The following is a 25,233-nucleotide window of genomic DNA, read 5'->3' as shown; positions in this document are numbered from 1 at the left end:
AATCCAACAGACATCAATCCCGACATAGGAAGACGGAAATGAAAGATATGACCAATCTCGACCAATTCGAAGTAGGCTATGACATTCCGGCCAAGCCCGGAATGGATGAAGCAGATATCCAGACCCCCAGCCTGATATTGGATCTCGACGCGCTTGAGCGCAACATCAAGAAAATGGGCGATTACGCCAAGGCCCATGGCATGCGTCACCGCGTGCACGGGAAAATGCACAAGTCGGTCGATGTGGCCAAGCTGCAAGAGAAAATCGGCGGTGCGGTCGGTGTTTGCTGTCAGAAAGTCTCGGAGGCTGAGGTGTTCGCTCGCGGCGGCATAAAAGACGTCTTGGTGTCGAACCAGGTGCGAGACCCAGCCAAGATCGACCGTCTTGCCAGCCTGCCAAAACTGGGCAGCCGCATCATCGTATGTGTTGATGATCTGGACAATGTCGCGGATCTTTCGGGCGCGGCGGTGGATCACGGGACACAGCTTGAGGTCTTCGTCGAAATCGACTGCGGCGCCGGGCGCTGCGGCGTAACCACGACGCCCGAAGTAATCGAGATCGCCAAAGCGGTAGAAGCCGCCGACAACCTGAAATTCACCGGTATTCAGGCCTATCAGGGAGCCATGCAGCACCTCGACAGCTACGAGGCGCGCAAGGAAAAGCTCGACACCGCCATCGCGATGGTAAAAGACGCCGTTGAGGGACTTAAGGCCGAAGGCATCGAATGTGAGCTGGTCTCGGGTGGTGGCACCGGTTCCTACTACTTCGAGTCCAATTCGGGCGTGTACAACGAACTGCAGTGCGGGTCCTACGCATTCATGGATGCAGACTATGGCCGCATCCTCGACAAGGACGGCAACCGCATCGACCGAGGCGAATGGGAAAACGCGTTCTTCATCCTGACCAGCGTCATGAGCCACGCCAAGGTCGACAAGGCCATCGTCGATGCAGGTCTTAAGGCCCAGTCGGTTGACAGCGGTCTGCCGGTTGTCTTCGGGCGCGACGATGTCGAATACATCAAATGCTCGGACGAGCATGGGGTTGTGATGGATCCGAACGGGGTGCTGAACGTCAACGATAAGCTCAAGCTGGTTCCCGGTCACTGCGACCCGACCGCAAACGTGCACGATTGGTATGTTGGCGTCCGGAACGGCAAGGTTGAATGCGTTTGGCCCGTCTCCGCCCGTGGTCACGCTTATTGAGCCAGAGCCTATTTAAAACAGGAAAGTCCGGCTCGGACGTAGCCGGATAGCCGCCCGTGTGCACTCCCTCCCTTCGGGAAAAGCACGCGGGCGCACGAATTCTGAACGGAGAAAGACATGTTGATCGTACCCGAGCGTGAAATCGCTGACCTCATGACCCGTGACGCGGCCTTTGATGCCGTGGAAAAGGTCTTTGCTGCCATGGCGTCGGGTGACGCCTATAACTTTCCGGTCGTGCGCGAAGCCATCGGACATGAAGATGCACTTTATGGGTTCAAGGGCGGGTTTGACCGCGCGGGGCTAACACTTGGTCTTAAGGCGGGAGGCTACTGGCCGAACAATCTGGAAAAGCGCGGGTTGATCAACCACCAGTCCACCGTGTTTCTGTTCGACCCCGACACTGGCAAACCCTCGGCAATGGTCGGCGGCAATCTACTGACAGCTCTGCGCACTGCGGCGGCATCTTCCGTGTCAATCAAACACCTTGCCCGCCCAAACGCCAAGGTCATCGGCATGATTGGCGCCGGTCACCAAGCCGCATTTCAGCTTCGCGCGGCGCTGGAACAGCGCGCATTTGAAAAGGTTATTGGCTGGAATTACCATCCCGAGATGCTGCCGAATATCGAAAAAGTCGCCAACGAAGCCGGCATTCCCTTTGAAGCCGTCGAACTGAACGGCATGACAGAGGCGGATGTGATCATCTCAATCACCTCGGCATTTGCTCCGTCGCTGATGGCGGATCATGTCAGCCCCGGAACTCACGTTGCATGCATGGGGACGGACACCAAGGGAAAGCAAGAGGTGGAAGCGGCGCTGTTGGCCAAAGCAAAAGTCTTCACGGACGAGGTCGCGCAATCCGTCACCATCGGCGAAGCACAGCACGCCGTTGCCCAAGGCCTGATCGAAGAAAGCGACGTTGCCCAGCTTGGTGCGGTCATCAACGGCACAAATCCCGGTCGGACATCCGATGATCAGATCACACTGTTCGATGGTACCGGGGTGGGTCTTCAGGATCTAGCCGTTGCGGCGTCAGTGGTCGATCTCGCTGTTCAGAAAGGGATCGCGATCCAAGTAGAATTCTAAAGAAAACCGGGTGCGGCCCGTCTTTGCTGACAGGCTACACCCGCTTTGTGATTTCCTGTCTGGCGAACACTTGAAGCCGCCAGCCACCTTGTCATTTCCGCCATTCGACATTGGTGGAATGATACGGCTTGAGCGCCTTGAAGCTGTATTTCGTGATGGCCGGCCCGGCGCATCCGCGAAACAGTTTTTACCAGGTGGATACTGCCTCGGCTTTGGGCGTGTCAAAAAAGGGTATCGGACGAAACCCGCAACCTCTTGAAAAGCGAGGCAGAGTGTCTTGATGTTGGACTAATCCTACTGGGGGGAAAAAAATCTCGCCCACATTGTGACGCTGCGCGTGACACTGCGTGGATTGTTCAAAACTGAAGCGTTTTTTGGCACTGACGTGCCGACCTTCGGTTAAGAAATAGCCAGGCCAATTTCGAATTCATCGGTCAGGCTGGTAGCCTTGCCTCGGCGGTTGGGTATCTCGAAAAAAAGCGGCGAGCCCAGGCACGCCGCTTTTTTGTTGCAGTGACGCTCAGAGATTCACCTTCACCTCATCAGACGTGATCGTCATGGCCAATAGACCCCAGACCGTGGCCAGCCATACCGCCTGAAACTTCTTCTGTCGCTTCGTCCGATAGCTCCTCGGGAAGAACCAAGTTCAGTATAATTGCGATGACCGCAGCAGGCAGGATACCCGAAGTGGCCAGAACCTTGAGTGTGCCGGGCAGGTACTGAAGCGCGCCGGGCTCCAATTGCAATCCCAAACCAAGGCTTAGGGAAATCGCAAAGATCACCATATTGCGCCGGTTCCAGTTCACATCCGACAGCATCGAAACACCCGCCGCGACCACCATGCCGAACATCACGATCACACCGCCGCCCAGAACTTCGATCGGGATCGACGAGATGATCGCACCGATTTTCGGAATAAGCCCGCATACAATCAGGAAAAGAGCCCCGATGGTAACCACCATGCGGCTCATGACGCCGGTCATGGCAATCAAACCGACATTCTGACTGAACGAGGTGTTCGGCAATGCGCCGAAGAGACCGGAGATCGCGGTGCCGATACCATCGGCGTAGGTTGCGCCCTGAATCTCCTTGTCGGTTGCCTCACGTCCGGCGCCGCCTTTGGTGATGCCGGACACGTCCCCTACCGTTTCAACGGCCGAAACAAAGGACATCGCACAGAAACCGATGATGGCTGCGACCGAGAATTCGAGACCGAAATGCAGCGGGTTTGGCAGAGCGAACGGTGCTGCACTACCGACACTACCCAAATTTACTTGGCCAAGTACAAATGCCAATGCGTAACCGACCAACAAGCCGATCAATACCGCTGACACGGACAGCATGCCTCGCGCAAAGAACTTCAGGCCGAGCGTCACCACAATTACGCTTCCAGCCATGAACCAGTTAAGGCCCGAACCATACTCCTCGGTACCAATGGCAGGCACACCGCCGGCAGCATACTGAACCCCAACCTTTACAAGCGCCAAACCGATCATGGTCACCACGAGGCCTGTGACCAAGGGTGGAAGTGCAAATCGAAGACGGCCTATGAACAGCCCAAGGAAGGCATGGAACAGACCGCCGACGACCACGCCGCCCATCAAGACGGCAATGGCATCGACACCCTTTCCGACCACCAGTGGGATCATGATTGGGATGAAGGCAAACGACGTTCCCTGAACAATTGGTAACCGGGCGCCAACCGGGCCAACACCAATGGATTGGAACAAAGTCGCGATGCCTGCAAAGAACATCGACATCTGGATCATGTAGATCATTTGAGGAAAGTCGGGGCTGTTCGAACCAAATCCGAACCCGGCCGCGCCGCACACGATAATGGCTGGCGTGACGTTGGAAACGAACATCGCCAGCACGTGCTGAATTCCCAGTGGTACCGCTTTCAGAAGCGGCGGCGAGTAATTCGGATCGCGGAGCTGTTCCGGCGTTCCGATGGATGCATCTGACATTGTGTCTTTCCTCCCTTGAGGAACATTGTCCGGCTCCTCTTCCGGCAAGGTCCCTCATTCCGTGATTGTAAAGGCCTCCTCGAACCAATGCTCTTCGAGGTTGGGCCCGGTTCCTATTCGATCCACCACCGCAAAAAGGCCAGGCGCATAAAGTGGGGTCAGCACCCCGTGCCAAGTATTGCGGAAGTAGTTCACGCCCTGCCCCGGAGCTGTTTTGAATGCGATCGGTTGACCCGGTGCCCCGCCTTCGTCGGGGGCTACAACCACAACGAAGGGTTTGTCTGACATGGGCAGGAACGCTTGGCTGCCATCCGGGTGACGTTCAACCATCTCCAGTTTGATAGGAAAGCTGAAAGTTTCGGATTTAAAAACGCTGATCCCCGGACGTCCATCGTGAAAATCGAGCACGGCACGGTCATGATATCGTGCGCATCTTCCTTGGTTGATGTATTTGTCAACGTCGCCTGACACTTCGATGATATCGCCAAACGACGCAAAAGCCTCCGCAGTCAGAGGTTGAGTTTTCAAGACCGTCGTCATGCCCCGAACTTCTCAATCAGGCGCAATTCGGCGATCCGTTCAACCTGGCGGCAGGCCTCAGCAAATTCGGTGTCGCGGTCGCTGTCGATCCGGCGTTTGAAAGCTTCCAGGATGCTGGCCTTTGTGTTGTCTTTAACCGCAATGATGAAAGGAAAGCCGAACTTGGTTGTGTAGGCCTCGTTCAGCGCTGTGAATGTTGCGCGTTCTTCATCGGTCAGCATATCCAGACCGGCTCCGGCCTGTTCAGCGGTGCTTTCCTTTGTCAGGCGACCAGCCGCGGCAAGCTTACCCGCCAAGTCCGGGTGGGCGGTCAGGACACCGAGGCGTTGGTCCCCAGTTGCAGACCGGAACACCCTCGCCAACGCGTTGTGAACACCGGCGGCATTATCGTGCGTCGGCCCAAGCTCCAGATCATACGCGCCTTCAGCAATCCACGGGCTGTGTTCGAATACACCACCGAACTCAGTAACAAAGGTTGACTGATCCATTTCGGACGGGGTCAGACGTTGCATTGGTGGGTGCTCCATTGTCCAGTGATCAGCAATCTGTTCGCGCGTAGCGAACCAGACACCGTCGTGTTTTTTGAAGTGTTCCAGCACGCGCTTCAGCGCCATCGCGCGACCCGGGCGACCAATCAACCTGCAGTGCAGGCCAATCGACATCATTTTGGGCGCACCGGCCTCACCCTCGGCGTACAGCATGTCGAAACTGTCTTTCAGGTAACTCTCGAACTGATCGCCATTGGTGTAGCCCGCCTGAATCGCAAAGCGCATGTCGTTACAGTCCAGCGTGTACGGCACAATCAACTGATCCTTGCCGCCAGCCTTTACCCAATAGGGCAAATCGTCGGCATAGCTGTCCGCGATGTAGGCGAAGTCACCTTCCCCAGCCGCAAGGTCGATGGTGTTCATCGAACAGCGCCCCGTGTACCAGCCACGTGGTGGCTGCCCCGTGACTTCGGTGTGCAGTCGGATGGCTTCACGGATCTGAGCACGCTCTTCTTCGGCGCCCATGTCCTTGTGCTCAATCCATTTCAGGCCATGGCTTGCGATTTCCCATCCGGCGCGTTTCATCGCGGCCACCTGTTGTGGCGCGCGCGCCAGGGCGGTAGCGACGCCGTAAACGGTGACAGGCACGTCCTGCAAAAGGTGGAGCACCCGCCAGAATCCGGCCCGGCTGCCGTATTCGTAGATGGATTCCATGTTCCAATGCCGTTGCCCCGGCCATGGGGCAGCACCCGTGATTTCGGACAAGAACGCCTCAGAAGCGGCATCGCCGTGCAAGATATTGTTTTCGCCACCTTCTTCGTAGTTCAGCACGATCTGAACCGCGATCTTCGCCCCGTTTGGCCAGTTCGCCACTGGCATTTGACAACCATAGCCAGTCATGTCTCTTGGATAACGCGTCACATCACTTTCCTTCTTCTTGAGGTGATGAATAACCCGAATAATCGGAGATGTTTTTCAAAAAGAATGCGAAGGAGCCTTCGGGCAGACTACCTTTGCTTCTCGCGAAGTAATCGGAATATTAAAACCCAAATTTGAGGAGAGGTGCAAATGACCGGTTATCTTACAACGCACGTACTGGATACGGCTCGAGGGTGCCCTGCCGAGGGTTTAAAAATCGAGTTGTTCCGCATTGACGGCGCGGATCGCACATTGCTGAAAACTCTGGTCACAAATGATGATGGCCGCACCGATGAGCAGATTTTGCCAACGGCAGAGTTTTCTACAGGCGAATACGAATTGGTTTTTTATGCCGGAGAATACCTCGATGCCTCGGGCACGCCTCCCGAGACTCCGCGTTTCTTGGATGTGATCCCAATCCGTTTCGGGATGTCAGAACACTCGCATTACCATGTCCCTTTGCTTCTGTCGCCTTTCGGCTTTTCGACATATCGAGGTAGCTGAGCGACCTAAGAGGACGTGTTAGTCGCCGCAATCGTTGACCCTATGCGCTCGATTATGAACTCCATAAAGAGGCGCGTTTTGGGGTCCTGCATTCGGCGGTGCGTAAATAAACATGCCATCTGAATCGGTTCAGGTGGCGTTTCCTTTGCCACCGGAACCAAAGTTCCGGCTTTCAGATGCTGAGCAATCTCAAATATTGGCTTCATCGCAATACCATGGCCAGCAAGCGCCCAGTCCGTCAGGACGTCGCCATCGTCCGACTCATAACGCCCGGAAACGCGAAATCGCTTGGGTCCCAGTTGGGTTTTTAGAAGCCACTGAAACTCGGTGGCGCCTGGAAAGCGCAGACTTAAACACTCATGCGCATCGGCGATAATATCGTCTCCGCTTTCAGGCATCCCACGTTTTTTTATATATTTGGGGGATGCACAAAGAACCCTCTCGACATCGGCAATCTTGCGAATTCGCAAGTTACTGTCTTCCGGTTGGCCTAAGAAAAACGCGAGATCGAGACCTTCGGTCGTCAGGTCGACCTTTCGATCAGTCAGCCTCAATCTAACGTTCACTTCAGGGTACTCTGCAAGGAACTTTGGCACCTGCGGTGCTATCAAACGTCTGCCAACTCCTAAAGGCGCTGCAACATATAGTGAGCCCTTCAGGTTCTCAGTGATATTGGCGATTTGGGCTTCAGCATTCTGGACAGCTTCCAGAATATCTGTCGCTCCGCGATAGAAGGATTTCCCCTGTTCTGTCGGGGCGAGACTGCGCGTGGTGCGCTGAAACAATCGTACGCCAAGGTGTTCTTCCAGTTGGGAAATTCTTGCAGACGTGACCGCTGGCGAGACGCGCAGATCGCGGCCTGCTGCGGACATGCTTCCCAATTCGTAGACACGGACAAAAGTGCGGATGTTATCTAAGTAGGACATTTTTTTGCATTTTTTGATACTGCTTGGTCTTTCGTAGCAATACCAGAGGAAAACTCTATCGCATAGAGTGCCCGGGAACTTAGATTCTTAGGAGCAATGCCATGTACGACTTGGCCGTAATGTGGGAGTGGATCGCCTTTTCTATCCGCTGGCTGCATGTGATCACCGCGATGGCGTGGATTGGTGCGTCATTCTACTTTATCGCACTCGATCTTATGCTGAAGCCGAACCCTGCCCTGCCAGAAGGGGCCTACGGCGAAGAATGGGAGGTGCATGGGGGCGGATTCTATCACACCGTCAAATACCTGGTGGCGCCTGCACGGATGCCTGAACACCTGACCTGGCATAAATGGCAAAGCTACACGACGTGGCTTTCGGGTGCGGCTTTGTTGATGATCATCTACTGGGTCGGCGGCGAGCTGTTCCTGCTCGACCCAACCAAAGTGGACCTCTCGCTGTGGCAGGGTATCCTGATCTCTGGCGGATCACTGACCATCGGCTGGCTGCTTTACGATCAGATGTGCAAATCGAAGCTGAGCGATCACCCGACCGTACTGATGCTGCTGCTGTTCGTGATCCTTGTGATCATGTCCTGGGGCTACAACCAGATATTCACCGGTCGAGCCGCGCTTTTGCATCTTGGTGCGTTTACCGCGACGATCATGACCGCCAACGTTTTCTTCCAGATCATGCCAAACCAGCGGATCGTGGTCGAAGACCTCAAGGCCGGTCGAACACCCGACGCCAAATATGGAAAAATCGCCAAGGTGCGTTCCACGCATAACAATTATCTGACCCTGCCGGTCGTGTTCCTGATGCTGTCGAACCACTACCCGCTAGCCTTCGGAACAGAGTACTCGTGGATCATCGCCAGCCTGATCTTTCTGACAGGCGTGACCATCCGGCACTATTTCAACACGATGCACGCAACCGGAAAAGGTCCGCACTGGACCTGGGGGGTCACCGTTATTCTCATGGTTGTTATCGCCTGGCTGTCTTCGGTCAGAACCGGTGAGACATGGGAAGACGCAGAAGCACGGGAGCTGACGCCATACGAGCAAAAATATGCGTCGGCTGCCGGATTCGAGGAAGCGTATGACACGGTCCTTGGCAATTGTTCCATGTGCCACGCGCGTGAGCCGGTTTATGGCACAATGAAGTGGGCCCCCAAGGAGGTGTATCTTGAAACACCCGGTGATGTAGCCCGTCAGGCCGACCAGATATATCTGCAGGCCGGGATCAGCCACGCAATGCCGCCACCATCGGCGGTTCAAATGGATGAAGAATCGCGCCAGACAATCATTGCGTGGGTACGTGAAGTCAGGGATCAATAGACGCGAGACGCTCGTTTAATTGGCGGGATAGGTAAACTGGGCTAGTACGCCCAGTTTTTTTGCCCTTTTTCACTAAGCAAAAAAGCGTTTGCTGTGCTGCGCAACATGCTCGACGAACAGACGCACCTTGGGGTCCTGCAGCTTTTTGTGCGGGTAAAGACAGCCGAAAATCGTCGGCACAGGGGGCGTCTCAGGTAGAACTTCGATCAGTCGGCCATTCTCGAGATACTCGCGCACGTCGAAACGCGGTTTGTTTACGATACCCGTGCCCGCCAAGGCCCAGTCGGTCAACACATCACCATCATCAGCGTCGTATTTACCACGCACTTCAAGTTTCCGCGGTCCCATGTCGGTCCGGAGAGTCCAGAAGTATTCGGGAGATCTGGGATAGCGCAGCAACAGACAATTGTGTGGCGTGTGCAGCAAGTCATCCGGTGTTTTGGGCACCCCAGATTTCGACAAGTATTCCGGCGATGCGCACAGCACACGATCACAATCGGCGAACTTCCGTAGCTTCATGGTTGAATCACCGGGCTCGCCGACGAAAAACGCGATGTCCAAGCCGTCGGCCAGAATATCCACCTTGCGATCGGACAGACGCATGCGAATCTCTGTTTCCGGGTAGCGATCCGAAAACTCAGGGACCAACGGAGCAACGATTCGCCGCCCAACACCCAGCGGCGCGGTGATACGGATTGCACCTCTGGGGGCGTCGGAAAAGCTGGCGACACGCGCTTCGGCATGATCGAGCGCCAACAGAACAGCCTTGGCCTCATCGTAAAAAACCGATCCGACTTCGGTTGGTGTCATCGACCTAGTTGTTCTGTTGAACAACCGCACGCCCAAATGGTTCTCAAGCTCTTTCAACCGTTTGCTGGCCACCGCCGGGGTTAACCGAAGGTCGCGCCCGCCGGATGTAATGCTGCCCAACTCCATTACTCTGACAAAAACACGCAGGCTTTCGATGTATGACATTCGATCCTCTCCTTGCGGAAAGACTGCGCCACGGCATTTTCTTTTTCAACGCTGTGTTGAAAGTATTTGCCGTTTCCGACGATTTTAAGACTCAATCGTTGCGCCTATGGTCCCCCCGATCACCCACCTGAAAGGCAGGGGCATAGGGAGAATACCATGACGCATCGCACCGACATCCAATTTGTCCTGAATGGCAAGGATGTGTCCGTTCCAAACGTATCAGCAGACCAGACGCTTCTGGACTTCCTGCGGTTGGAACGTCGGCTGACAGGCACAAAAGAAGGTTGCGCCGAAGGTGACTGCGGCGCGTGCACCGTGCTTGTCGGTCGGCTTGGCAATGCGGGGCTGGCCTATGTTCCCGTGAACGCCTGCATCCGGTTTCTCGCCTCGGTCGATGGCTGTCATGTCGTAACGGTCGAACACCTGTCCGGCCCTGACGGTCGCCTCCACCCGGTTCAACAGGCGATGATCGATCATCACGGCAGCCAGTGCGGGTTCTGCACGCCGGGCTTCGTCATGGCGCTTTATGCGCTGTGGATGCAAACACCCGAACCAACCGAAACACAGGTTGAAACAGCACTGCAGGGCAATCTATGCCGCTGCACCGGATATGAGCCGATCATCCGCGCCGCCGTTGCCGTCAGCCGCTATGGCACTCCAGCGTCGGATTATCTGAATACCGAGCGTGAAACCATGACCGCGCGTTTGGCCGCCCTCAAAGACGGACGGCGCGTTGTGTCCGGGCCCGAAGACAACTTGAGCATTCTTCCATCCAGCGTTGATGATCTTGCTGCGTGTCTGCATACCTACCCCAGCGCCACAATCGTGGCGGGGGCGACAGATGTGGGTCTTTGGGTCACCAAATTCCTGCGCAACATCGGGCCTGCCATCTTCACCGGTCATCTCGAAGACCTGAAAACAGTCGAAAGACAGGGTTCCCTCCTCCTGATCGGTGCTGGCGCCAGCTACACCGATTGCCAGGAACTTCTGTCTGAACACCTGCCACACCTGTCCTCCTACTGGGATCGCATCGCAGGGTGGCAGGTGCGGAATATGGGAACCGTCGGCGGCAACATCGCCAATGGCTCGCCCATCGGGGACACACCGCCGGTTCTGATCGCGCTTGGCGCAGAAATCACGCTGCGGCGCGGTTCCGAGAGCCGGACGCTGCTTCTGGAAGACTTCTTCATCGACTATGGCAAACAGGATCGCCAGCCCGACGAATTCGTCGAAAGCATCCGCGTCCCCTTGCCCGGTGCCAACGATCTGAACGCGGCCTACAAGATTTCCAAGCGCCGCGACGAGGATATCTCTTCCGTCGCCGCCGGCATCCATATGACAGTCGCAGACGGGGTCATCAGCAATACACGCATCGCGTTCGGCGGCATGGCCGCCACGCCCAAACGTGCCGCTGCTGCCGAGGCCGCGTTAAACGGTCAACCCTGGACGCGCGAAAGCTTTGAAGCCGCCGCCATAGCGCTGGCAGAGGATTTCAGCCCTCTCACCGATTGGCGTGCATCGTCCGACTACCGAATGCTGTCCGCCCAGAACCTTCTGCGTCGGTTCTTCCTTGAAATGGACGCCCAAACCGACACTCCCGTTCAACTGGCTTGTGCTTAAAAAGGAGACGAGACAATGAAAGATAACGTTTCCATCACCGGGGCGGCCCACACCAACGTCAAACATGACAGTGCGATCAAGCATGTCACCGGGCGGGCCGATTATACCGACGATATAGCCCAGCCCGAAGGCACGCTGCACGCGTATCTCGGCGTCTCTGACGTCGCGCACGCCAAGCTATTGGGCGTCGACTTCACCGACGTTCTGGCCGCGCCCGGCGTTGTCGGCGTGTTGACCGCGGATGATGTGCCGGGGGTCAATGATATCAGCCCGACACATCTGAACGACGAACCGGTTTTCCCGACCGATGCCATTCAGTTTCATGGGCAGCCTTTGTTTGCTGTTGTTGCCGAAACCCGCGACATCGCGCGCCGGGCCGCCGAACTGGCAAAGATCGACTACGAAACCCTGCCCCACGCGCTGGACCCGATTGCGGCGCAGGAAGCTGGATATCCCCATGTCACGGCACCGCTCAAGCTGGAGCGCGGCGATGTCGCCCAAGCTCAGGCCGCTGCACCAAACCGAATTAAAGGCCGTATGAACGTTGGCGGACAGGATCACATGTATCTTGAAGGTCACATCGCGTTTGCCGTTCCAGGTGAAGACGATGATGTGGTCGTGCATTGTTCGACGCAGCACCCGTCCGAGGCGCAGCATATGGTGGCGCATGTCCTAGGCGTGCCGTCCAACGCAGTCGTGGTCAATGTGCGCCGCATGGGTGGTGGATTTGGCGGCAAGGAAAGCCAGATGAACCTGTTCTGCGCGGTCGCAGCCATAGCCGCCAAAAAGTGGAACCGCGCTGTCAAAATCCGCCCCGACCGGGATCAGGACATGACAGCGACCGGCAAACGCCATGACTTCGTGATCGACTATGACGTCGCCTTTGACAACGATGGCCGCATTCAGGCGGTGGAAGGCAGCTTTGCCGCGCGGTGTGGGTTCTCGGCAGACCTGTCGGGCCCAGTGACCGACCGGGCGCTTTTCCACGCGGACAACGCCTATTTCTATCCGAATGTGCGCCTGAACAGCCATCCGATGAAAACCAACACGGTGTCCAACACCGCGTTCCGTGGGTTTGGCGGCCCGCAAGGTGTAATCGCCGCTGAGCGGATGATCGAAGAGATTGCCTATGCTACCGGGCAGGATCCACTGGATGTGCGCAAGGTCAATTTCTACGGCACTGAGGAGCGCAACATAACCCCGTATCATCAGGAGGTGGAAGACAGCATCCTCGACCGGTTGATCGGCGAGCTGGAAGAGACATCGGAATACCGCCAGCGCCGTCAGGCCATCACCGAGTTCAATAAGACATCACCGATCCTGAAAAAGGGCATCGCGCTGACACCGGTTAAGTTCGGTATTTCTTTCACCGCGACTTGGTACAATCAGGCTGGCGCTTTGGTGCATGTCTACAATGACGGCTCGATCCATCTGAACCATGGCGGCACCGAAATGGGGCAGGGCCTCAACACCAAGGTCGCGCAGGTTGTGGCCGAAGCGTTTCAGGTCGATTTCAGCCGGATCAAGATTACCAAGACAACGACGGAGAAGGTTCCAAATACCTCGGCCACCGCAGCCTCCAGCGGAACAGATTTGAACGGCATGGCGGCGTTGAACGCGGTTGAGCAGATCAAAGCGCGTCTGGTGAAATTCGCCGCTGAAAAATGGGATGTCACACCTGAGGATGTGGCCTTCCACGCCAATCAGGTACATATCGGGCAAGAGGTTCTGCCCTTCGATGCGTTCATCAAGCAAGCCTATCTGGCGCGTGTGCAACTGTCGGCAGCCGGGTTCTACAAAACGCCGAAAATCCACTGGGACCGGACCAAGGGACAAGGTCGCCCGTTCTACTATTACGCCTATGGTGCGTCCTGTTCGGAAGTGACGATTGACACTCTGACCGGCGAGTACCGCGTAGAGCGCACGGACATTTTGCATGATGTTGGGCGCTCGCTGAACCCGGTTCTCGACAAAGGTCAGGTTGAAGGCGCGTTTATTCAGGGCATGGGGTGGCTGACCACCGAAGAGCTCTGGTGGGATGATGCCGGTCGTCTGCGCACGCATGCGCCGTCGACATACAAGATCCCGCTCGCGTCGGACAGACCGCGCACCTTCAACGTCAACCTTGCCGATTGGTCGGAAAACCGCGAGTTGACGATCAAACGTTCCAAGGCTGTTGGCGAACCGCCATTCATGCTGGGGATTTCGGTGTTCGAGGCGCTGTCGATGGCCGTGGCCTCTGTTGCTGACTACCGCAAATGCCCACGTCTGGACGCCCCAGCGACGCCCGAGCGCGTCCTGATGGCTGTAGCGCGTTTACAAGCGGGTTCTTGATCGATGGCACGGTCCCCGCATTCTCTGACCGAATTTCTTGCCGCACAGCGTTGCGTGATCCGCGTTTCGCTAACCCGCGTGCGCGGATCCTCTCCACGCGATGAGGGGACAGAGATGTTCGTGGCTCCAAAGGCACTTTGGGGAACCATCGGCGGTGGTCAGTTGGAATTCTTGGCCATCAACGCCGCGCGGGACATGCTGCATGATGGCACGTTGCAACAGGTTTTGGATGTACCGCTTGGCCCTGAAATCGGTCAATGCTGCGGTGGACGCGTCGAGATGAACCTGACTCGCATGCGGGTGTCAGACAAATGGGCCGCAACAGAACGCGCAACCAAACGCGAAGAGGCTTTGCCCCATGTCTATGTCATGGGCGCGGGCCACGTGGGGCGCGCTCTGGCCAATCAGTTTCAGCACTTGCCGGTACGTTGCATCCTCGTCGACACACGGGCAGACGAAGTCGATCTGTGCACGGCAAATGTCGAAACCCGGGTAAGCGCTATCCCGGAAGCCGATATCTGGGGTGCTCCAGCTGGCAGCGCATTTATTGTTCTGACCCATGATCACGGGCTGGATTTCCTCCTGACGTCTGCAGCATTGGAACGTCAGGACGCTGTTTATGTGGGGATGATCGGATCTGCCACCAAGCGCGCAAAACTTAAAAACTGGGCACACAAAAACTGTGATGGACAGTCTATCGAACATTTGAATTGCCCCATTGGGGCAAGCGGTAGCCGCGACAAGCGGCCCAGCGTCATCGCCGCCTTCGTGGTGGCCGAGGTGATGGCTGAATTGACCTCTGAAACTGCCGCGACAGCCCTGACCGGGGCAACCCAAGCGCCCCAAGGGGGCCACCATCACGACCGGAAAGGGAGAACGGCCTGACATCAGTCTGGCAAATCCGGTCACATCAGAGGAGGAGACCGTCATGGACGGGAGGACCTACGAATACAAGCTGTTTACCCGCAGCGATTTCAGCGCTTTCTGGGCGCTGTTTACCGACAACCTGGTGAACCTGCTGATCCTTTCCGGGGTCTGCCAGTTCGTGTTTCAGATGCCCGCGGAAATCGTCTTTGGCCGCATCGTTCCCGGTGCCGCTATCGCGATTTTGGCAGGTGTAGCTGTTTACACATACCTCGCCAAATGGGCGGCAACCACTCAGGGTAAAGATGTAACCGCCCTGCCCTACGGCATCTCGACGCCGGTCATGTTCGTCTACCTGTTCGGCGTGATCGGACCCATCTATTGGGCGACCAATGATCCTATGCTCGCGTGGCAAGTAGGTATTGGTGCAGGCTTCATGGGCGGCATAGTGGCCGCTCTGGGCGCGGTGGTCGGACCGTACCTCAAGCGGATAACCCCACGCGCCGGGATGCTTGGCACGCTTTGCGGTATAGCTTTGGTTTTCATTGGCTCCGTACCGCTGGCCGAAGTATTCGAGAATCCAATCATCGGCTTTACGTCGCTGCTGTTTATCCTCTGGGGCCTGATCGGTCGTTTCCGCCTTCCGGGCAACATCCCCGCCGGTCTTGTAGCGATTGCGGCCGGTACTGTAATTGCCCTTGTCCTTGGTGAATCCAAAATCGACGTGAGCGGTATCGGTTTCTACCCCCCGATCCCCTATTTCGGCGACCTGATCGCCGGCGTGCAGTACCTGTTCGCGAACCCCGAACTGTTCTTGGTGCTGATCCCGGTACAGATATACAACTTCATCGAAACGATGAACAACGTGGAGTCGGCTGAAGCGGCAGGTGATCATTACCCGGTTGGATTGTGCCAGGTGACAGATGGCGCTGGCACCATGCTGGGTGCGCTGTTTGGATCACCCTTCCCAACCACGGTTTACATCGGTCATCCGGCCTACAAGCGGCTTGATGCGCATGCAGGATACATTGTTGGTGTGGCCGTTGTGATCGCTGCAGCTGCCTTTCTCGGATTCTTGTCCTTCCTTGCGGGCCTGATCCCGATTGCCGCCGCGGCACCGGTGCTGGTCTTTGTCTCGGTAAGCCTGATCACCAATACCGCATGGGCTGTGAAGCCGATGCACATGGCTGCGGTTTCATTTGCGATCCTGCCCCATATCTCGGCCTTCCTGATGGTCAAATGGGGTTCGCTTATGAATGCGTTGCGCAGCACCGGAGTCGAAGGTTTGCCGTCTCTCGGTGACGAAGGCCTGACTGCGGCTCTTCTGATGGAGGGTGCGCATTACGAAGGTCACCTTGCGCTGAGTCAGGGCGCGATCCTCACGGGTCTGATCTGGGGTGCCATTGTGGCAGATGTGATCGATGGCCGTTTCCGGATGGCAGGGGCGTTTGCGGTGGCTGGCGGGTTGATGTCTTCCTTCGGGATCATTCACTCTTACACGCTGCAGATGCCTCAGTTCGACGGGATCACAATCGGTTATCTGATTGTCGGCGCATTCCTCTATATCTACCCGATGCTCGCGCCCAAAGAGGATCTGGAGCATCGTGTGATCGTACCGGATGAGCCGGATCTCATCGACGACGACTCACCTGCACAACAGGCTTGATCCACAGTGGGGCAGTCACAAGGCTGCCCCACCATTTCCCTACCGTAAAAACGAGATCTTTCATGACTCAGAGATTGCTCCGCGGTCGTCTGCTGACCTTTCACCGCGAACCGCAGAACGGCGAAGATTCCGGCGCCTACACCTATCTCGAAGACGGCGCACTGCTGATCCGGGACGGGATCATCCAGGATACCGGACCTTTCGCAGAGGTGAGCGCAAAAGCCGGGAGCACGCCGGTGACAGACCATCGTCCCAATCTGATGATGGCTGGGTTTATCGACACGCATATTCACTTCCCGCAAGTACAGGTGATCGCCTCGTGGGGCGCGCAGCTTTTGGACTGGCTTAACAATTATACCTTCCCGGAAGAAACCCGTTTTGCCTCGGACGAGCACAGCGCGCTCATGGCGCGGGCGTTCTTTGATCAGCTCGTCACCCATGGCACGACAACTGCAGTTGCCTATTGCTCGGTCCATAAGACATCGGCTGACGCGTTCTTCACAGAGGCAACCAGACGAAACATGCGAATGCTCGGTGGCAAGGTTCTGATGGACCGCAACGCGCCCGAAGGTCTGCGGGACACGCCCCAAACCGGATACGACGACACCAAGGCGTTGATCTCGGACTGGCATGGCAAAGGCCGGAACGGCTATGTCATCACACCTCGTTTTGCCATCACGTCCACGCCCGAACAAATGGCGATGGCGCAAGCCTTGGCGCAGGAACACCCGGACTGTCACATCCAGACCCACCTGTCCGAGAACAAGGATGAGATCGCCTATACCAAGCAACTATATCCGCAGGCGCGCGACTATCTGGACGTCTACCAGTCTTATGGCCTTCTCGACCAAAAGACGCTGCTGGGTCACTCTATCCACCTTGAAGCGCGCGAGATCGACGCCCTTGCGGAAACCGGAGCGCATCCGGTGTTCTGCCCGACCTCGAACCTGTTTCTCGGCAGTGGCCTCTTTGACCACGCCGGTCTGAGCGCACGCGGTATTTCCAGCGGCATCGCGACGGATGTCGGTGCGGGCACCAGCTATTCGATGCTCCAGACCCTCAACGAGGGCTACAAGATCCTGCAATTGCAGGGGGCCGCACTGCATCCGCTACAAGCATTCCATTGGGCGACACGCGGCAATGCCTGTGTTCTTGGACTGGAAGACAAGATCGGAAATCTCGACCCCGGTACTGAAGCAGACGTTGTCGTTCTGAATGCACGCAGCACACCGGCCATGGCTCTGCGTATGGATCGCGTGGGCAGCCTTGCAGATGAACTGTTCGTCCTGCAGATGATGGGGGATGATCGCGCTATTGAGGAGGTTTATGTTTCAGGAGCGCCGTGTAAATCAACGGCTTCTTCGCGGTCTGACGTAAGCCGGTTTTGTCGGGAGTTTTCCGATAGACCGGAAACACCCGCTCGCTAGACCCAGTTATCCCGCGATTTCGGCAAATTGGCGAGAACCCAGAGGTTCTGAGCGAATCAAATTGCTGCTTTCGGATCTTGGTGACAACTGCGATACCAACCAGGATAGCGGACACAGATACGAAGGATTTTGACCCAGACCCCTGATCCGGGCCATTTGGATGGAGAACCCGTTCCTGTTTCATTCTTGTGATTTGGTTGCGGTCAAGGCCTGCTGAGCGGCGCCCTTGCGTTGCTCAAGCAAGGCAGACCGGGCGGCACGCTTGAAGTTGGCGTAAACGAAAAAACTGCTTTTTGCGAAGTGTTATCCAAGGAAGACACAGTTTTTGGTTCTTTCTAAACCGCTAAAGGGCTGACGCGGAGAAATGGGTTTGATCGACGGTGAAACGCCGCATCTGAACTGGACCACTGTTGTGTTTAGGAAACAGGGAACAGAGAATGGCAAACAAACGACACAAGCCAGAGGAGATAGTTCAGAAGCTTGAGCAGGTTTAGCTCTCCGAAAGGAGCGGCGACGCCTTGGTAACTGCCGACCGTGGAGGAGACATAGCAGGACACCTGACCACAGCCACGGCGGTCGTCGCACAGCTTTTCCCATCTCGCTTCCGTCATCCGTCTCGCCCTGGGTCGCTCGGATTGCTGGAAAACAATGCTATCTTGTTGCCTTCAGGATCGCGAAGGTATCCAACGAAAAAGCTCGGCCCATAGGCCTGTCGAAATCCTGGCTGGCCCTCGTCGGACCCGCCCGCTGCGAGTGCGGCGGCGTGAAGGTCACGGACCTGTTGTTGACTGCGTGCCTCAAATGCAACCATTGTTCCGTTCCCGGCCGAGGCAGACTGACCGTCAAAAGGGGATTTGACATAGAACTCGGGCAAGTTCGGTGATCGCCCGGGTTTAGAAGGCAACGCGTAGCTCAAATCACCGTGATACTTTTCCAAGTGGTAGCCAAGGTCTGGTAGGAATGCGGAGTAAAATCGCTCTGCACGCTTTATATCATCAGCGCCGAATGTGACGTATGCAATCAATGTTTGGGCTCCTTTCCGGTTTACTGGTTACTCTAGCCCGAGACTCATCATGCCTTGTTTGGCGGCCCCCAGGCACCCGCCTAGTGCAGTCAGTACCGATACGCGTGTTCAGCAGCCGTGGCTGCTTCGATCGTCATTCCTCTGCCTACGGTAAGAAACATTGTTTCTTGGTCCATTCCTTTCCAGCTCTTTCTCTTGCCTTTAATTGGGTAGCTTAGCAGTGGGTTCGTTGCCGTTTCGCGGTGACTTGCAGGGGCATCTGACACTTAGAATCGCGGCACTACCTGCGAGTGCGGCGGCCATGCCAAACATGGCACTCCAAGAAATGGCCGCAGCCATCCCGGCCAGAACCGCTCCAAACGCACCGACACCATCCAAAAGGGTAAACGCAAAGCCCAACGTGGTGCTTTCGCGGTGCCCGGAGTGATCGACAGCCGCTGCAAGCATTGCCGCACGGATCGCGTCCAGCGCCGCAACCCCAAGCGCCATCATGGCAATCATGATCCAAAACGGCGGGTCGAATACCAGTGTCGCGATTGCCAAGGCAGCAATCCCGTTTCCGGCTGCGACTACCGGCCTGCGACCGAGCGTGTCGGAAATCAATCCAACCCATGGCTGAGCAAGCGCGCCGGTTATGAGAATGGCCGCGAAAACGATCCCAATGGTTAAGGGGGCAAGGTTGTGAGCCGTTGCCAGATAGAGTGGGATCATGCTCAGCAACGCGATCAGAGACATGTTGTACAGGGAAATCGTTGCGACGATGCGCAACCCGTTTCGACCGCACCACGCGCGCACCAGATCCATCAGCTTACTTCGATCAACAAGCGGTTTTTCGAAGGCAGGGACCGCCGGCAACACCCGTAAGAAACAAAGCCCCATCAAAACCGCGGGAAACACCGAGACCACCAGCACCCCACGCCAGTCAAGGACCGAAAGAAGCAGTCCGACCGACAGCGGGGCTAGAACCTCGGCGAACGAGCCACCCACGGCATGAACACCCAAGGCATGGGCACGAGTGTTCTTGTTGGCGCACGCAAGTACTCCCGTCGCAATCGGATGCCAAGCCGCGTTTCCCATCCCCGCAATTGCCAAAAGACATGCCAGGCTCCAAAACCCCGGAGCTGAAGCAGCCAGCGCGTAGCCGAGAGCAACCCAGAAAAACGTGCCGACGAGAAGGCGGCCTGGGTTCGAGACACGATCCGCCAAGAGCCCAGCCGGAACATATGCGAGCGCACCTCCAACAGTAAACAGCGTGACTAGCAGCCCAACCTCGGCAGGCGAGAGGTTCATTGCAAGACCCGCCGCAGGCACGATCAGCCACAGGGCGGCAATCGGCCAGTCATTGGCGAAGTGGCCCAAAGCGAACCAGGCCATTAAACTTCGGTCGGTCATGGTGGTATCACCGTCAGATGCAACAATACGGACCCAATGCCCGTTTGACTGGAAAAACCTACTCAGCGCCGATATGTCTGTCTGTCGAAAGAAAGGCAATTATCATCGAGGATTCGTCATTGAAGGGCACGCAACCAAACCAGGCAGATCGCCCTCGATATCTTGGAGAGACGATCAAGCCGGAGCTGGGAGAAAGCTACGATTGGCATACGCACGATTTTGGTCAACTCATCTCAGCGGCCTCAGGCTCGATGTATGTAGGAACTCCCGACCGCGTCCTGCTTCTCAGCCCGGCGATGGCGATCTGGATTCCACCAGATACCCAGCACTGGATGCGATACGGGGCCAACAATGTCATGCTCTACGTAGACGTAAACCGTGCCGAGGCTGAAAAACTTGGCAGTGACTGCCGGGTCATGAAGATGACGCCACTGCTTGGGGCATTATTTGATGCAACAATGCCGGCACGTAGGAATGCGCGCAGGAAGAAGCATAATATGGCGCTGCACACATTGCTTCGACATGAGCTGATCTCGGCAAAGGATGTGCCGCTGATCCTGATCCTGCCTAAGGACGCCCGCCTCCGCGGGGCCGCTCAAGCTGCGCTGGATGATCCCGGCAACGCGCGTTCTGTGGAGGCTTGGCTTTCAGATGTGCCAGCGAGCCGAAAAACGATTGAACGGCATTTCGTTGCAGAAACGGGCCTGCCGCCGTCCAGGTGGTTACGGCATGTGCGGGTCATGCACGCCGTCTCGCTCCTTGCTTCTGGCCAGAGCGTGACATCGGTCGCGTTTGATATGGGGTACGAATCTTCCAGCGCATTCAGCTACATGTTCCGACAAACCCTCGGTGTCAGCCCGAGTGAGTTTCTGAAGAACTGATCGGTTGCCCCAAGATGACAGTGAGATCGAGCAGCGGCATGCTGACTTTGAACGCATTCAATCGCTCAGAGGTGTATTCTCGAAGACGGGCCTTCATGCTTCTTGCAGCCCTTAAATCTCTCGCTGGGCAGGTCAAGCTGTCGCGAGGAAATCACAGGCGGGTTTGCTTTAACGCCTTGGTTCACACTATTGCTTGTGTATCATGCAAAAAGCTGTGCTGCCGCGCAGAGTTATTCAACTCTTGACGGCACTTTTGCGGAGTGTTGCCAATGCCCGCCATAGATGACCTTTCTTGGCCTGAAGCGTATATCGAGTTTCTGCCGCTAATAACTGACAAGTGGTCAGTAAAAGATGAAGTCTACTTTCACCGTCAGCTAAGTGCCGGCAAGTCCGGTGCCCTTGTCTATATTGTCGACATTACTTGCGACGATTTCAGCGGTCAGGCCATTCTCAAATTTGACGCCCTTCCCGATCCGGATTGGAAGGAAAAGACCGAAAACCAAAGACATCTGGAGGCGTTTGAGGCGGTTCCCGCATTTGGATCAAAGCATCTGGCACGCATAGTTCACTCTTTGGAACACGACGGCAAGATCGCGATCCTTTCAACAGTTGTGGCGCAAGGGCTGGAATACTCTCTTCCTTGGAACGACTGCGGCTACGAGTTGGCCTTGAATGTTCTTCAGCGGCTGTCGAGAAGCCTTCTTGATGATTGGAACGTCGATTATGAAATGGCGCCCGGATTGCACTCGCCCAGGGAACTGCTTTCCGGATGGCTTGGCTACAGACTAAATCCTGAGTCAGGTCGGCTCCACCATTTCCTTTCGGATGTTTGCGGTCATGACCCCAGCGAACGTTGCCTAATGTTTGAAGGGCATTGGTACCCGAACCCGCTGGCCTTTGCCTACGACGAGAACCTGCCAAGCCGATTGAGCATAAGAGCGGCAAAAGGACGGGTGCATGGGGATCTCCATGGGTACAATGTATTGGTTCGATCGCACCAAAGCCGTGATCCCGATTACTATCTAATTGATCTGGCGCTGTACGAAGACAAGCAGTTCTTGTTTTACGACCACGCGTATTTTGAGTTGGCATACCTTCTGGCGCGGCGCGGAAACTGCATACCTGCGCAATGGGATGCCATCCTTGATGATCTTGGCCTCTTTCATTCAAAACACCACACATTGGGGCTTTGGCAGGATGATGTAGGGATCGTCGAGTTTGTCAGAACTCTGCGGCGTGGGGCGATGAGTTGGGTTGAACGTCACGAAAGTCATCGGCTCAGCTTTATGGAAAGCCAATACTTGCTGGCCCGGGTCGCAGTGGGCCTAAATTTCGCAAATAAGCAACTCAACGTCGGCGCTCGCAGCCACGCATTCTTGTATGCAGCTCACAATCTCAAAGACTACATGACGCTCAACAATGTTGACTGGCCCAGACATGGGCCGGTGTTCCAAATACCGACAACACATGAACCTTTGCCCGACTCTCAACCTGAAACCGTAACACTTGCACCAAAAACAGAGCCACCAGCCGAAAAAGACCGTCTGTTTGATAGGATAGTGACCCAGCTTCCAACGCCACAAAAGCCAGTAATCGCAGTGCTGCCTTTTGACTGTCTCAGCGGACAAAACGACAACAATGGGTTTGTGGCTGGCATCAACCATGAACTTGTGACTGAACTTGCAAAAGTGGATTGGCTGTCGGTGGTCTCACCTACTTCCACCAAGCTCCTCAAGGATGCTTCTTTAGCCGGCGAGGAGATCGCACAACGTCTCGGCGCCCACTATTTGGTAGAGGGCAGTGTGCGTTATGACGATCAGCGTGTTCGCGTAACCGCCCATCTTGTAGACACATCAAATGGGCATGATCTTTGGGCTGATCGCCTGGACCACAAAACAGAAGATGTTTTTTCCTTGCAGGAGGAAATCGCGTCAGCCGTAGTCGGACACATAGACTGGGAATTGCGGTTCGATGTGCGCGAACAAGCCCGACTAAAACGAGGTGAGGTCAACGTTTGGGACAGAGTTCAAAAAGCACTGTGGCATCTATATAAGTTCACCGATGATGACACACAAAAGGCCAAAGATATTCTAATCAGAACCATTGAGATTACGCCAGACTATGCACTTGCGCACGCAGTGATGGCAAACGCTGAGCTTAGGAAACTGTTCTTTGTCCAGGTTAAGGATCGGGAAGAGGCCAAACGACGCGCACTCTACCACGCAGAGCGCGCCGTGGCCCTGGATGAGCAAAGCAGTTTCGCGCATGCCAGTCTCGCCCGTGCCTACACCCAGTTCAACAAGCACGATGCCGCGATTGCAGAGGCACAACTTGCAGTCAGTCTCAACCCAAGTGCGGCAAACGCTCATTTGGTTCTTGGATATGCGCATCTCGCAAATGGGCAGGCCAAGCTTGCGCTACCGCATTTTGACACCGCAACTCGGTTTGGGCCATCAGGTCCATATTTCAAGGTGAAATTGTTGGCCAAAGCCTTTTGCCTTTATGTTCTCGACAAGCATGAACAGGCCGAAACCTGCGCAAGAACAGCATTGGAGGGAAAATCGGTTGATCCATTCGGTCGCTTTGTGTTGGCGGTCATTCTGATACGGCAGAAAGCCACAAACGAGGCGATACAAGTAATCCGTCAGAGCAAAGAAAAACGGCCCGACATGACATGTTCGCGCGTCCGTCTGGCATTCGAAAACCTGCAACAACTCGATCTTGACAGATTTGTCGGAGATCTTCGGAAAGCTGGTTTGCCGGATTGAACTTCGTCTCATACGGATTGGTCAGTGCGGCAAAGGGGCTCTATTCTGTTTGTTTGCGAACCCACAATGGCACGTTGAGGCCAACGGGGCGTCTACACCTTCATACCCATCTCCACTGATCTGCTCCATTCCGCGAGAGATACCATAGTACTTTGGTGCTTAGCTTGAATTCACCGCTAAACATGAAGTGTTCGGCCCCACCCAAGTGGTCCAGCTTGAATGCCAGTGCATGACTGGCCTTTGGTCCGTTGGTGCGACGGTTTCCGGCGCAAGTGGGCGATAGCGCAGAACATTATGCGGTCGTTTCCCTCACATCGAAACGCAGAAAATGACGGCGATAGCTGCGAGATATCGTCCTTTGCTTCAGGGTGGGACGCCAGGAATTCGTGGCTGCAGATGGGAAACACCTCGAGTTTGATCAGAGGAATGAACGGCCGGTCCGGCAATCCGTCAGTGTCCCAGACCATGGCCGCATCCAACCGGCTTAAATCAATATCGCTCAAATGGTCAGTGGTCACCACTCGGACTTTTGACTCATCAAGATGCTCACGAAGGCTCGAAAAGCGCGGCATCAACCGTTGGTCGGCGAAACCGAATGAGCGAGCCAGCGGCACTTCCTGCCGATCAGGCCGCCCCGAAATCTTGGTCCAAACCTGATCCAGATGACCGACACCCAGAGCCACTACATCGGACAGCCGCACAGCAGCGGGTGAAGAAACGATCTGGTTGTTGTTGCGTTCAAACAGCGCCTGTCACAGCCGGTTTTCCAGCGTTGAGATACACCTGGAAACAGCGGGTTGGCTCAGCCCCGTTTCCTCGGCGGCGCGGGACAAGCAGGCATGGCGCACCGCGACCTCAAGAACCAGCAAGGCGTTCAGAGAACCAAAGATGAGGCGTGTCACTCTGACCAAAACAATTTGCTATACGGTGCATCATATTTTGGCCGGTGTACCTTTATCTAGTTTGCCGTTCCTCTGTGTTGGAGCTTCAAGCCCCTAACGAATAGTCTGTGTAAAGTTCTCATGACCTATCGTCCCCTGTCTCATATTCGTGTCCTTGATTTCGGGCAATACCTGGCCGCACCTCTTGTCGGCATGATGCTTGCCGACATGGGGGCCGAGGTCATCCGGATCGATCAGCCAAATGGCCCCACCTTTGACGATCCGGCCTTTCGGATGATCTCACGCGGAAAGAAAGCTCTGACGCTGAATCTGAAAACGGATCAGGGGGACCGCGTTGCACGAATAGCGCTTGAGCCGCATTTTCCCCTTTCCCCGGTTCGCTATGCGACACGTTCATAGGCCGCACGACCGAGATGGG

20 protein-coding genes are annotated in these 25,233 nt (G+C 56.0%); 12 read left to right on the top strand and 8 right to left on the bottom strand.

Annotated features, from left to right (window positions below; all coding sequences use genetic code 11):
* The first annotated feature begins 38 nt into the window (after positions 1-38).
* Positions 39-1,202, top strand: coding sequence for a 3-hydroxy-D-aspartate aldolase BhcC (gene bhcC / locus ACR1XY_RS19640; protein ID WP_480595636.1), 1,164 nt, complete (start codon positions 39-41; stop codon positions 1,200-1,202).
* 117 nt (positions 1,203-1,319) lie between these two features.
* On the top strand, positions 1,320-2,285 hold the full coding sequence (gene bhcD / locus ACR1XY_RS19635) for an iminosuccinate reductase BhcD (RefSeq protein ID WP_480595634.1): 966 nt from the start codon (positions 1,320-1,322) through the stop codon (positions 2,283-2,285).
* A 542-nt stretch (positions 2,286-2,827) separates the two neighbouring features.
* On the opposite strand, the gene ACR1XY_RS19630 is transcribed toward bhcD, so the two are convergent.
* Genes ACR1XY_RS19630 through puuE form a run of 3 tightly spaced genes read right to left on the bottom strand, consistent with a single transcriptional unit; the run spans position 2,828 to position 6,201 of the window.
* Complete coding sequence (locus ACR1XY_RS19630; protein WP_480595632.1) at positions 2,828-4,252, bottom strand: uracil-xanthine permease family protein; 1,425 nt, start codon at positions 4,250-4,252, stop codon at positions 2,828-2,830.
* A 54-nt stretch (positions 4,253-4,306) separates the two neighbouring features.
* Positions 4,307-4,792 carry an ureidoglycolate lyase gene (locus ACR1XY_RS19625; protein ID WP_480595630.1) on the bottom strand — a complete coding sequence of 162 codons (486 nt, stop codon included), beginning with the start codon at positions 4,790-4,792 and terminating at the stop codon, positions 4,307-4,309.
* Positions 4,789-6,201 carry an allantoinase PuuE gene (gene puuE, locus ACR1XY_RS19620; protein ID WP_480595627.1) on the bottom strand — a complete coding sequence of 471 codons (1,413 nt, stop codon included), beginning with the start codon at positions 6,199-6,201 and terminating at the stop codon, positions 4,789-4,791. Before puuE ends, ACR1XY_RS19625 begins: the two co-directional genes overlap by 4 nt.
* 147 nt (positions 6,202-6,348) lie before the next feature.
* Between puuE and uraH the strand changes: the two genes are divergently transcribed.
* On the top strand, positions 6,349-6,702 hold the full coding sequence (uraH, locus tag ACR1XY_RS19615; protein ID WP_480595623.1) for a hydroxyisourate hydrolase: 354 nt from the start codon (positions 6,349-6,351) through the stop codon (positions 6,700-6,702).
* A gap of 5 nt (positions 6,703-6,707) precedes the next feature.
* On the opposite strand, the gene ACR1XY_RS19610 is transcribed toward uraH, so the two are convergent.
* A complete protein-coding gene (locus tag ACR1XY_RS19610; RefSeq protein ID WP_480595621.1) occupies positions 6,708-7,628 on the bottom strand; it encodes a LysR family transcriptional regulator in 921 nt (306 codons plus the stop codon).
* Positions 7,629-7,729: 101 nt separating this feature from the next.
* On the opposite strand from ACR1XY_RS19610, the gene ACR1XY_RS19605 reads away from it, so the two are divergent.
* The gene (locus ACR1XY_RS19605; RefSeq protein ID WP_480595619.1) at positions 7,730-8,962 is read left to right on the top strand and encodes a urate hydroxylase PuuD; all 1,233 of its coding nucleotides are present in this window, start codon (positions 7,730-7,732) and stop codon (positions 8,960-8,962) included.
* A gap of 72 nt (positions 8,963-9,034) precedes the next feature.
* On the opposite strand, the gene ACR1XY_RS19600 is transcribed toward ACR1XY_RS19605, so the two are convergent.
* A complete protein-coding gene (locus ACR1XY_RS19600; protein ID WP_480595616.1) occupies positions 9,035-9,937 on the bottom strand; it encodes a LysR family transcriptional regulator in 903 nt (300 codons plus the stop codon).
* Positions 9,938-10,093: 156 nt separating this feature from the next.
* On the opposite strand from ACR1XY_RS19600, the gene xdhA reads away from it, so the two are divergent.
* The 5 genes from xdhA (at position 10,094) to guaD (ending at position 17,848) form a co-directional block, all read left to right on the top strand.
* On the top strand, positions 10,094-11,557 hold the full coding sequence (gene xdhA, locus ACR1XY_RS19595) for a xanthine dehydrogenase small subunit (protein ID WP_480595612.1): 1,464 nt from the start codon (positions 10,094-10,096) through the stop codon (positions 11,555-11,557).
* Between the two features lie 15 nt (positions 11,558-11,572).
* On the top strand, positions 11,573-13,891 hold the full coding sequence (xdhB, locus tag ACR1XY_RS19590) for a xanthine dehydrogenase molybdopterin binding subunit (RefSeq protein WP_480595609.1): 2,319 nt from the start codon (positions 11,573-11,575) through the stop codon (positions 13,889-13,891).
* Positions 13,892-13,894: 3 nt separating this feature from the next.
* On the top strand, positions 13,895-14,776 hold the full coding sequence (xdhC, locus tag ACR1XY_RS19585) for a xanthine dehydrogenase accessory protein XdhC (protein ID WP_480595607.1): 882 nt from the start codon (positions 13,895-13,897) through the stop codon (positions 14,774-14,776).
* Between the two features lie 43 nt (positions 14,777-14,819).
* A complete protein-coding gene (locus ACR1XY_RS19580; RefSeq protein ID WP_480595605.1) occupies positions 14,820-16,421 on the top strand; it encodes a xanthine/uracil/vitamin C permease in 1,602 nt (533 codons plus the stop codon).
* Positions 16,422-16,483: 62 nt separating this feature from the next.
* Positions 16,484-17,848 carry a guanine deaminase gene (guaD, locus tag ACR1XY_RS19575; RefSeq protein ID WP_480595603.1) on the top strand — a complete coding sequence of 455 codons (1,365 nt, stop codon included), beginning with the start codon at positions 16,484-16,486 and terminating at the stop codon, positions 17,846-17,848.
* A 607-nt stretch (positions 17,849-18,455) separates the two neighbouring features.
* On the opposite strand, the gene ACR1XY_RS19570 is transcribed toward guaD, so the two are convergent.
* Together ACR1XY_RS19570 and ACR1XY_RS19565 are read right to left on the bottom strand one after the other, a co-directional pair.
* Positions 18,456-18,872, bottom strand: coding sequence for a VOC family protein (locus tag ACR1XY_RS19570; RefSeq protein WP_480595601.1), 417 nt, complete (start codon positions 18,870-18,872; stop codon positions 18,456-18,458).
* A 201-nt stretch (positions 18,873-19,073) separates the two neighbouring features.
* Positions 19,074-20,264, bottom strand: coding sequence for an MFS transporter (locus ACR1XY_RS19565; protein ID WP_480595599.1), 1,191 nt, complete (start codon positions 20,262-20,264; stop codon positions 19,074-19,076).
* A 17-nt stretch (positions 20,265-20,281) separates the two neighbouring features.
* On the opposite strand from ACR1XY_RS19565, the gene ACR1XY_RS19560 reads away from it, so the two are divergent.
* Together ACR1XY_RS19560 and ACR1XY_RS19555 are read left to right on the top strand one after the other, a co-directional pair.
* A complete protein-coding gene (locus ACR1XY_RS19560; protein ID WP_480595597.1) occupies positions 20,282-21,145 on the top strand; it encodes a helix-turn-helix domain-containing protein in 864 nt (287 codons plus the stop codon).
* Positions 21,146-21,414: 269 nt separating this feature from the next.
* Complete coding sequence (locus tag ACR1XY_RS19555) at positions 21,415-23,913, top strand: tetratricopeptide repeat protein (protein WP_480595595.1); 2,499 nt, start codon at positions 21,415-21,417, stop codon at positions 23,911-23,913.
* A 752-nt stretch (positions 23,914-24,665) separates the two neighbouring features.
* Here ACR1XY_RS19555 and ACR1XY_RS19550 read toward each other — a convergent pair.
* Positions 24,666-24,815, bottom strand: coding sequence for a helix-turn-helix domain-containing protein (locus ACR1XY_RS19550; protein ID WP_480595592.1), 150 nt, complete (start codon positions 24,813-24,815; stop codon positions 24,666-24,668).
* Positions 24,816-24,935: 120 nt separating this feature from the next.
* On the opposite strand from ACR1XY_RS19550, the gene ACR1XY_RS19545 reads away from it, so the two are divergent.
* The gene (locus ACR1XY_RS19545; protein WP_480595589.1) at positions 24,936-25,214 is read left to right on the top strand and encodes a CoA transferase; all 279 of its coding nucleotides are present in this window, start codon (positions 24,936-24,938) and stop codon (positions 25,212-25,214) included.
* The last annotated feature ends 19 nt before the right edge of the window (positions 25,215-25,233 follow it).

This window comes from Ruegeria sp. AD11(2025) (genome assembly GCF_056542405.1).
This window is presented reverse-complemented; position numbering and strand designations above follow the sequence as displayed.

Coding starts and splice junctions, on each gene's coding strand:
- bhcC (WP_480595636.1), top strand. CDS start 39: ATGAAAGATATGACCAATCTCGACCAATTCGAAGTAGGCTATGACATT.
- bhcD (WP_480595634.1), top strand. CDS start 1,320: ATGTTGATCGTACCCGAGCGTGAAATCGCTGACCTCATGACCCGTGAC.
- ACR1XY_RS19630 (WP_480595632.1), bottom strand. CDS start 4,252: ATGTCAGATGCATCCATCGGAACGCCGGAACAGCTCCGCGATCCGAAT.
- ACR1XY_RS19625 (WP_480595630.1), bottom strand. CDS start 4,792: ATGACGACGGTCTTGAAAACTCAACCTCTGACTGCGGAGGCTTTTGCG.
- uraH (WP_480595623.1), top strand. CDS start 6,349: ATGACCGGTTATCTTACAACGCACGTACTGGATACGGCTCGAGGGTGC.
- ACR1XY_RS19610 (WP_480595621.1), bottom strand. CDS start 7,628: ATGTCCTACTTAGATAACATCCGCACTTTTGTCCGTGTCTACGAATTG.
- ACR1XY_RS19605 (WP_480595619.1), top strand. CDS start 7,730: ATGTACGACTTGGCCGTAATGTGGGAGTGGATCGCCTTTTCTATCCGC.
- ACR1XY_RS19600 (WP_480595616.1), bottom strand. CDS start 9,937: ATGTCATACATCGAAAGCCTGCGTGTTTTTGTCAGAGTAATGGAGTTG.
- xdhA (WP_480595612.1), top strand. CDS start 10,094: ATGACGCATCGCACCGACATCCAATTTGTCCTGAATGGCAAGGATGTG.
- xdhB (WP_480595609.1), top strand. CDS start 11,573: ATGAAAGATAACGTTTCCATCACCGGGGCGGCCCACACCAACGTCAAA.
- xdhC (WP_480595607.1), top strand. CDS start 13,895: ATGGCACGGTCCCCGCATTCTCTGACCGAATTTCTTGCCGCACAGCGT.
- ACR1XY_RS19580 (WP_480595605.1), top strand. CDS start 14,820: ATGGACGGGAGGACCTACGAATACAAGCTGTTTACCCGCAGCGATTTC.
- guaD (WP_480595603.1), top strand. CDS start 16,484: ATGACTCAGAGATTGCTCCGCGGTCGTCTGCTGACCTTTCACCGCGAA.
- ACR1XY_RS19565 (WP_480595599.1), bottom strand. CDS start 20,264: ATGACCGACCGAAGTTTAATGGCCTGGTTCGCTTTGGGCCACTTCGCC.
- ACR1XY_RS19560 (WP_480595597.1), top strand. CDS start 20,282: ATGCAACAATACGGACCCAATGCCCGTTTGACTGGAAAAACCTACTCA.
- ACR1XY_RS19555 (WP_480595595.1), top strand. CDS start 21,415: ATGCCCGCCATAGATGACCTTTCTTGGCCTGAAGCGTATATCGAGTTT.
- ACR1XY_RS19545 (WP_480595589.1), top strand. CDS start 24,936: ATGACCTATCGTCCCCTGTCTCATATTCGTGTCCTTGATTTCGGGCAA.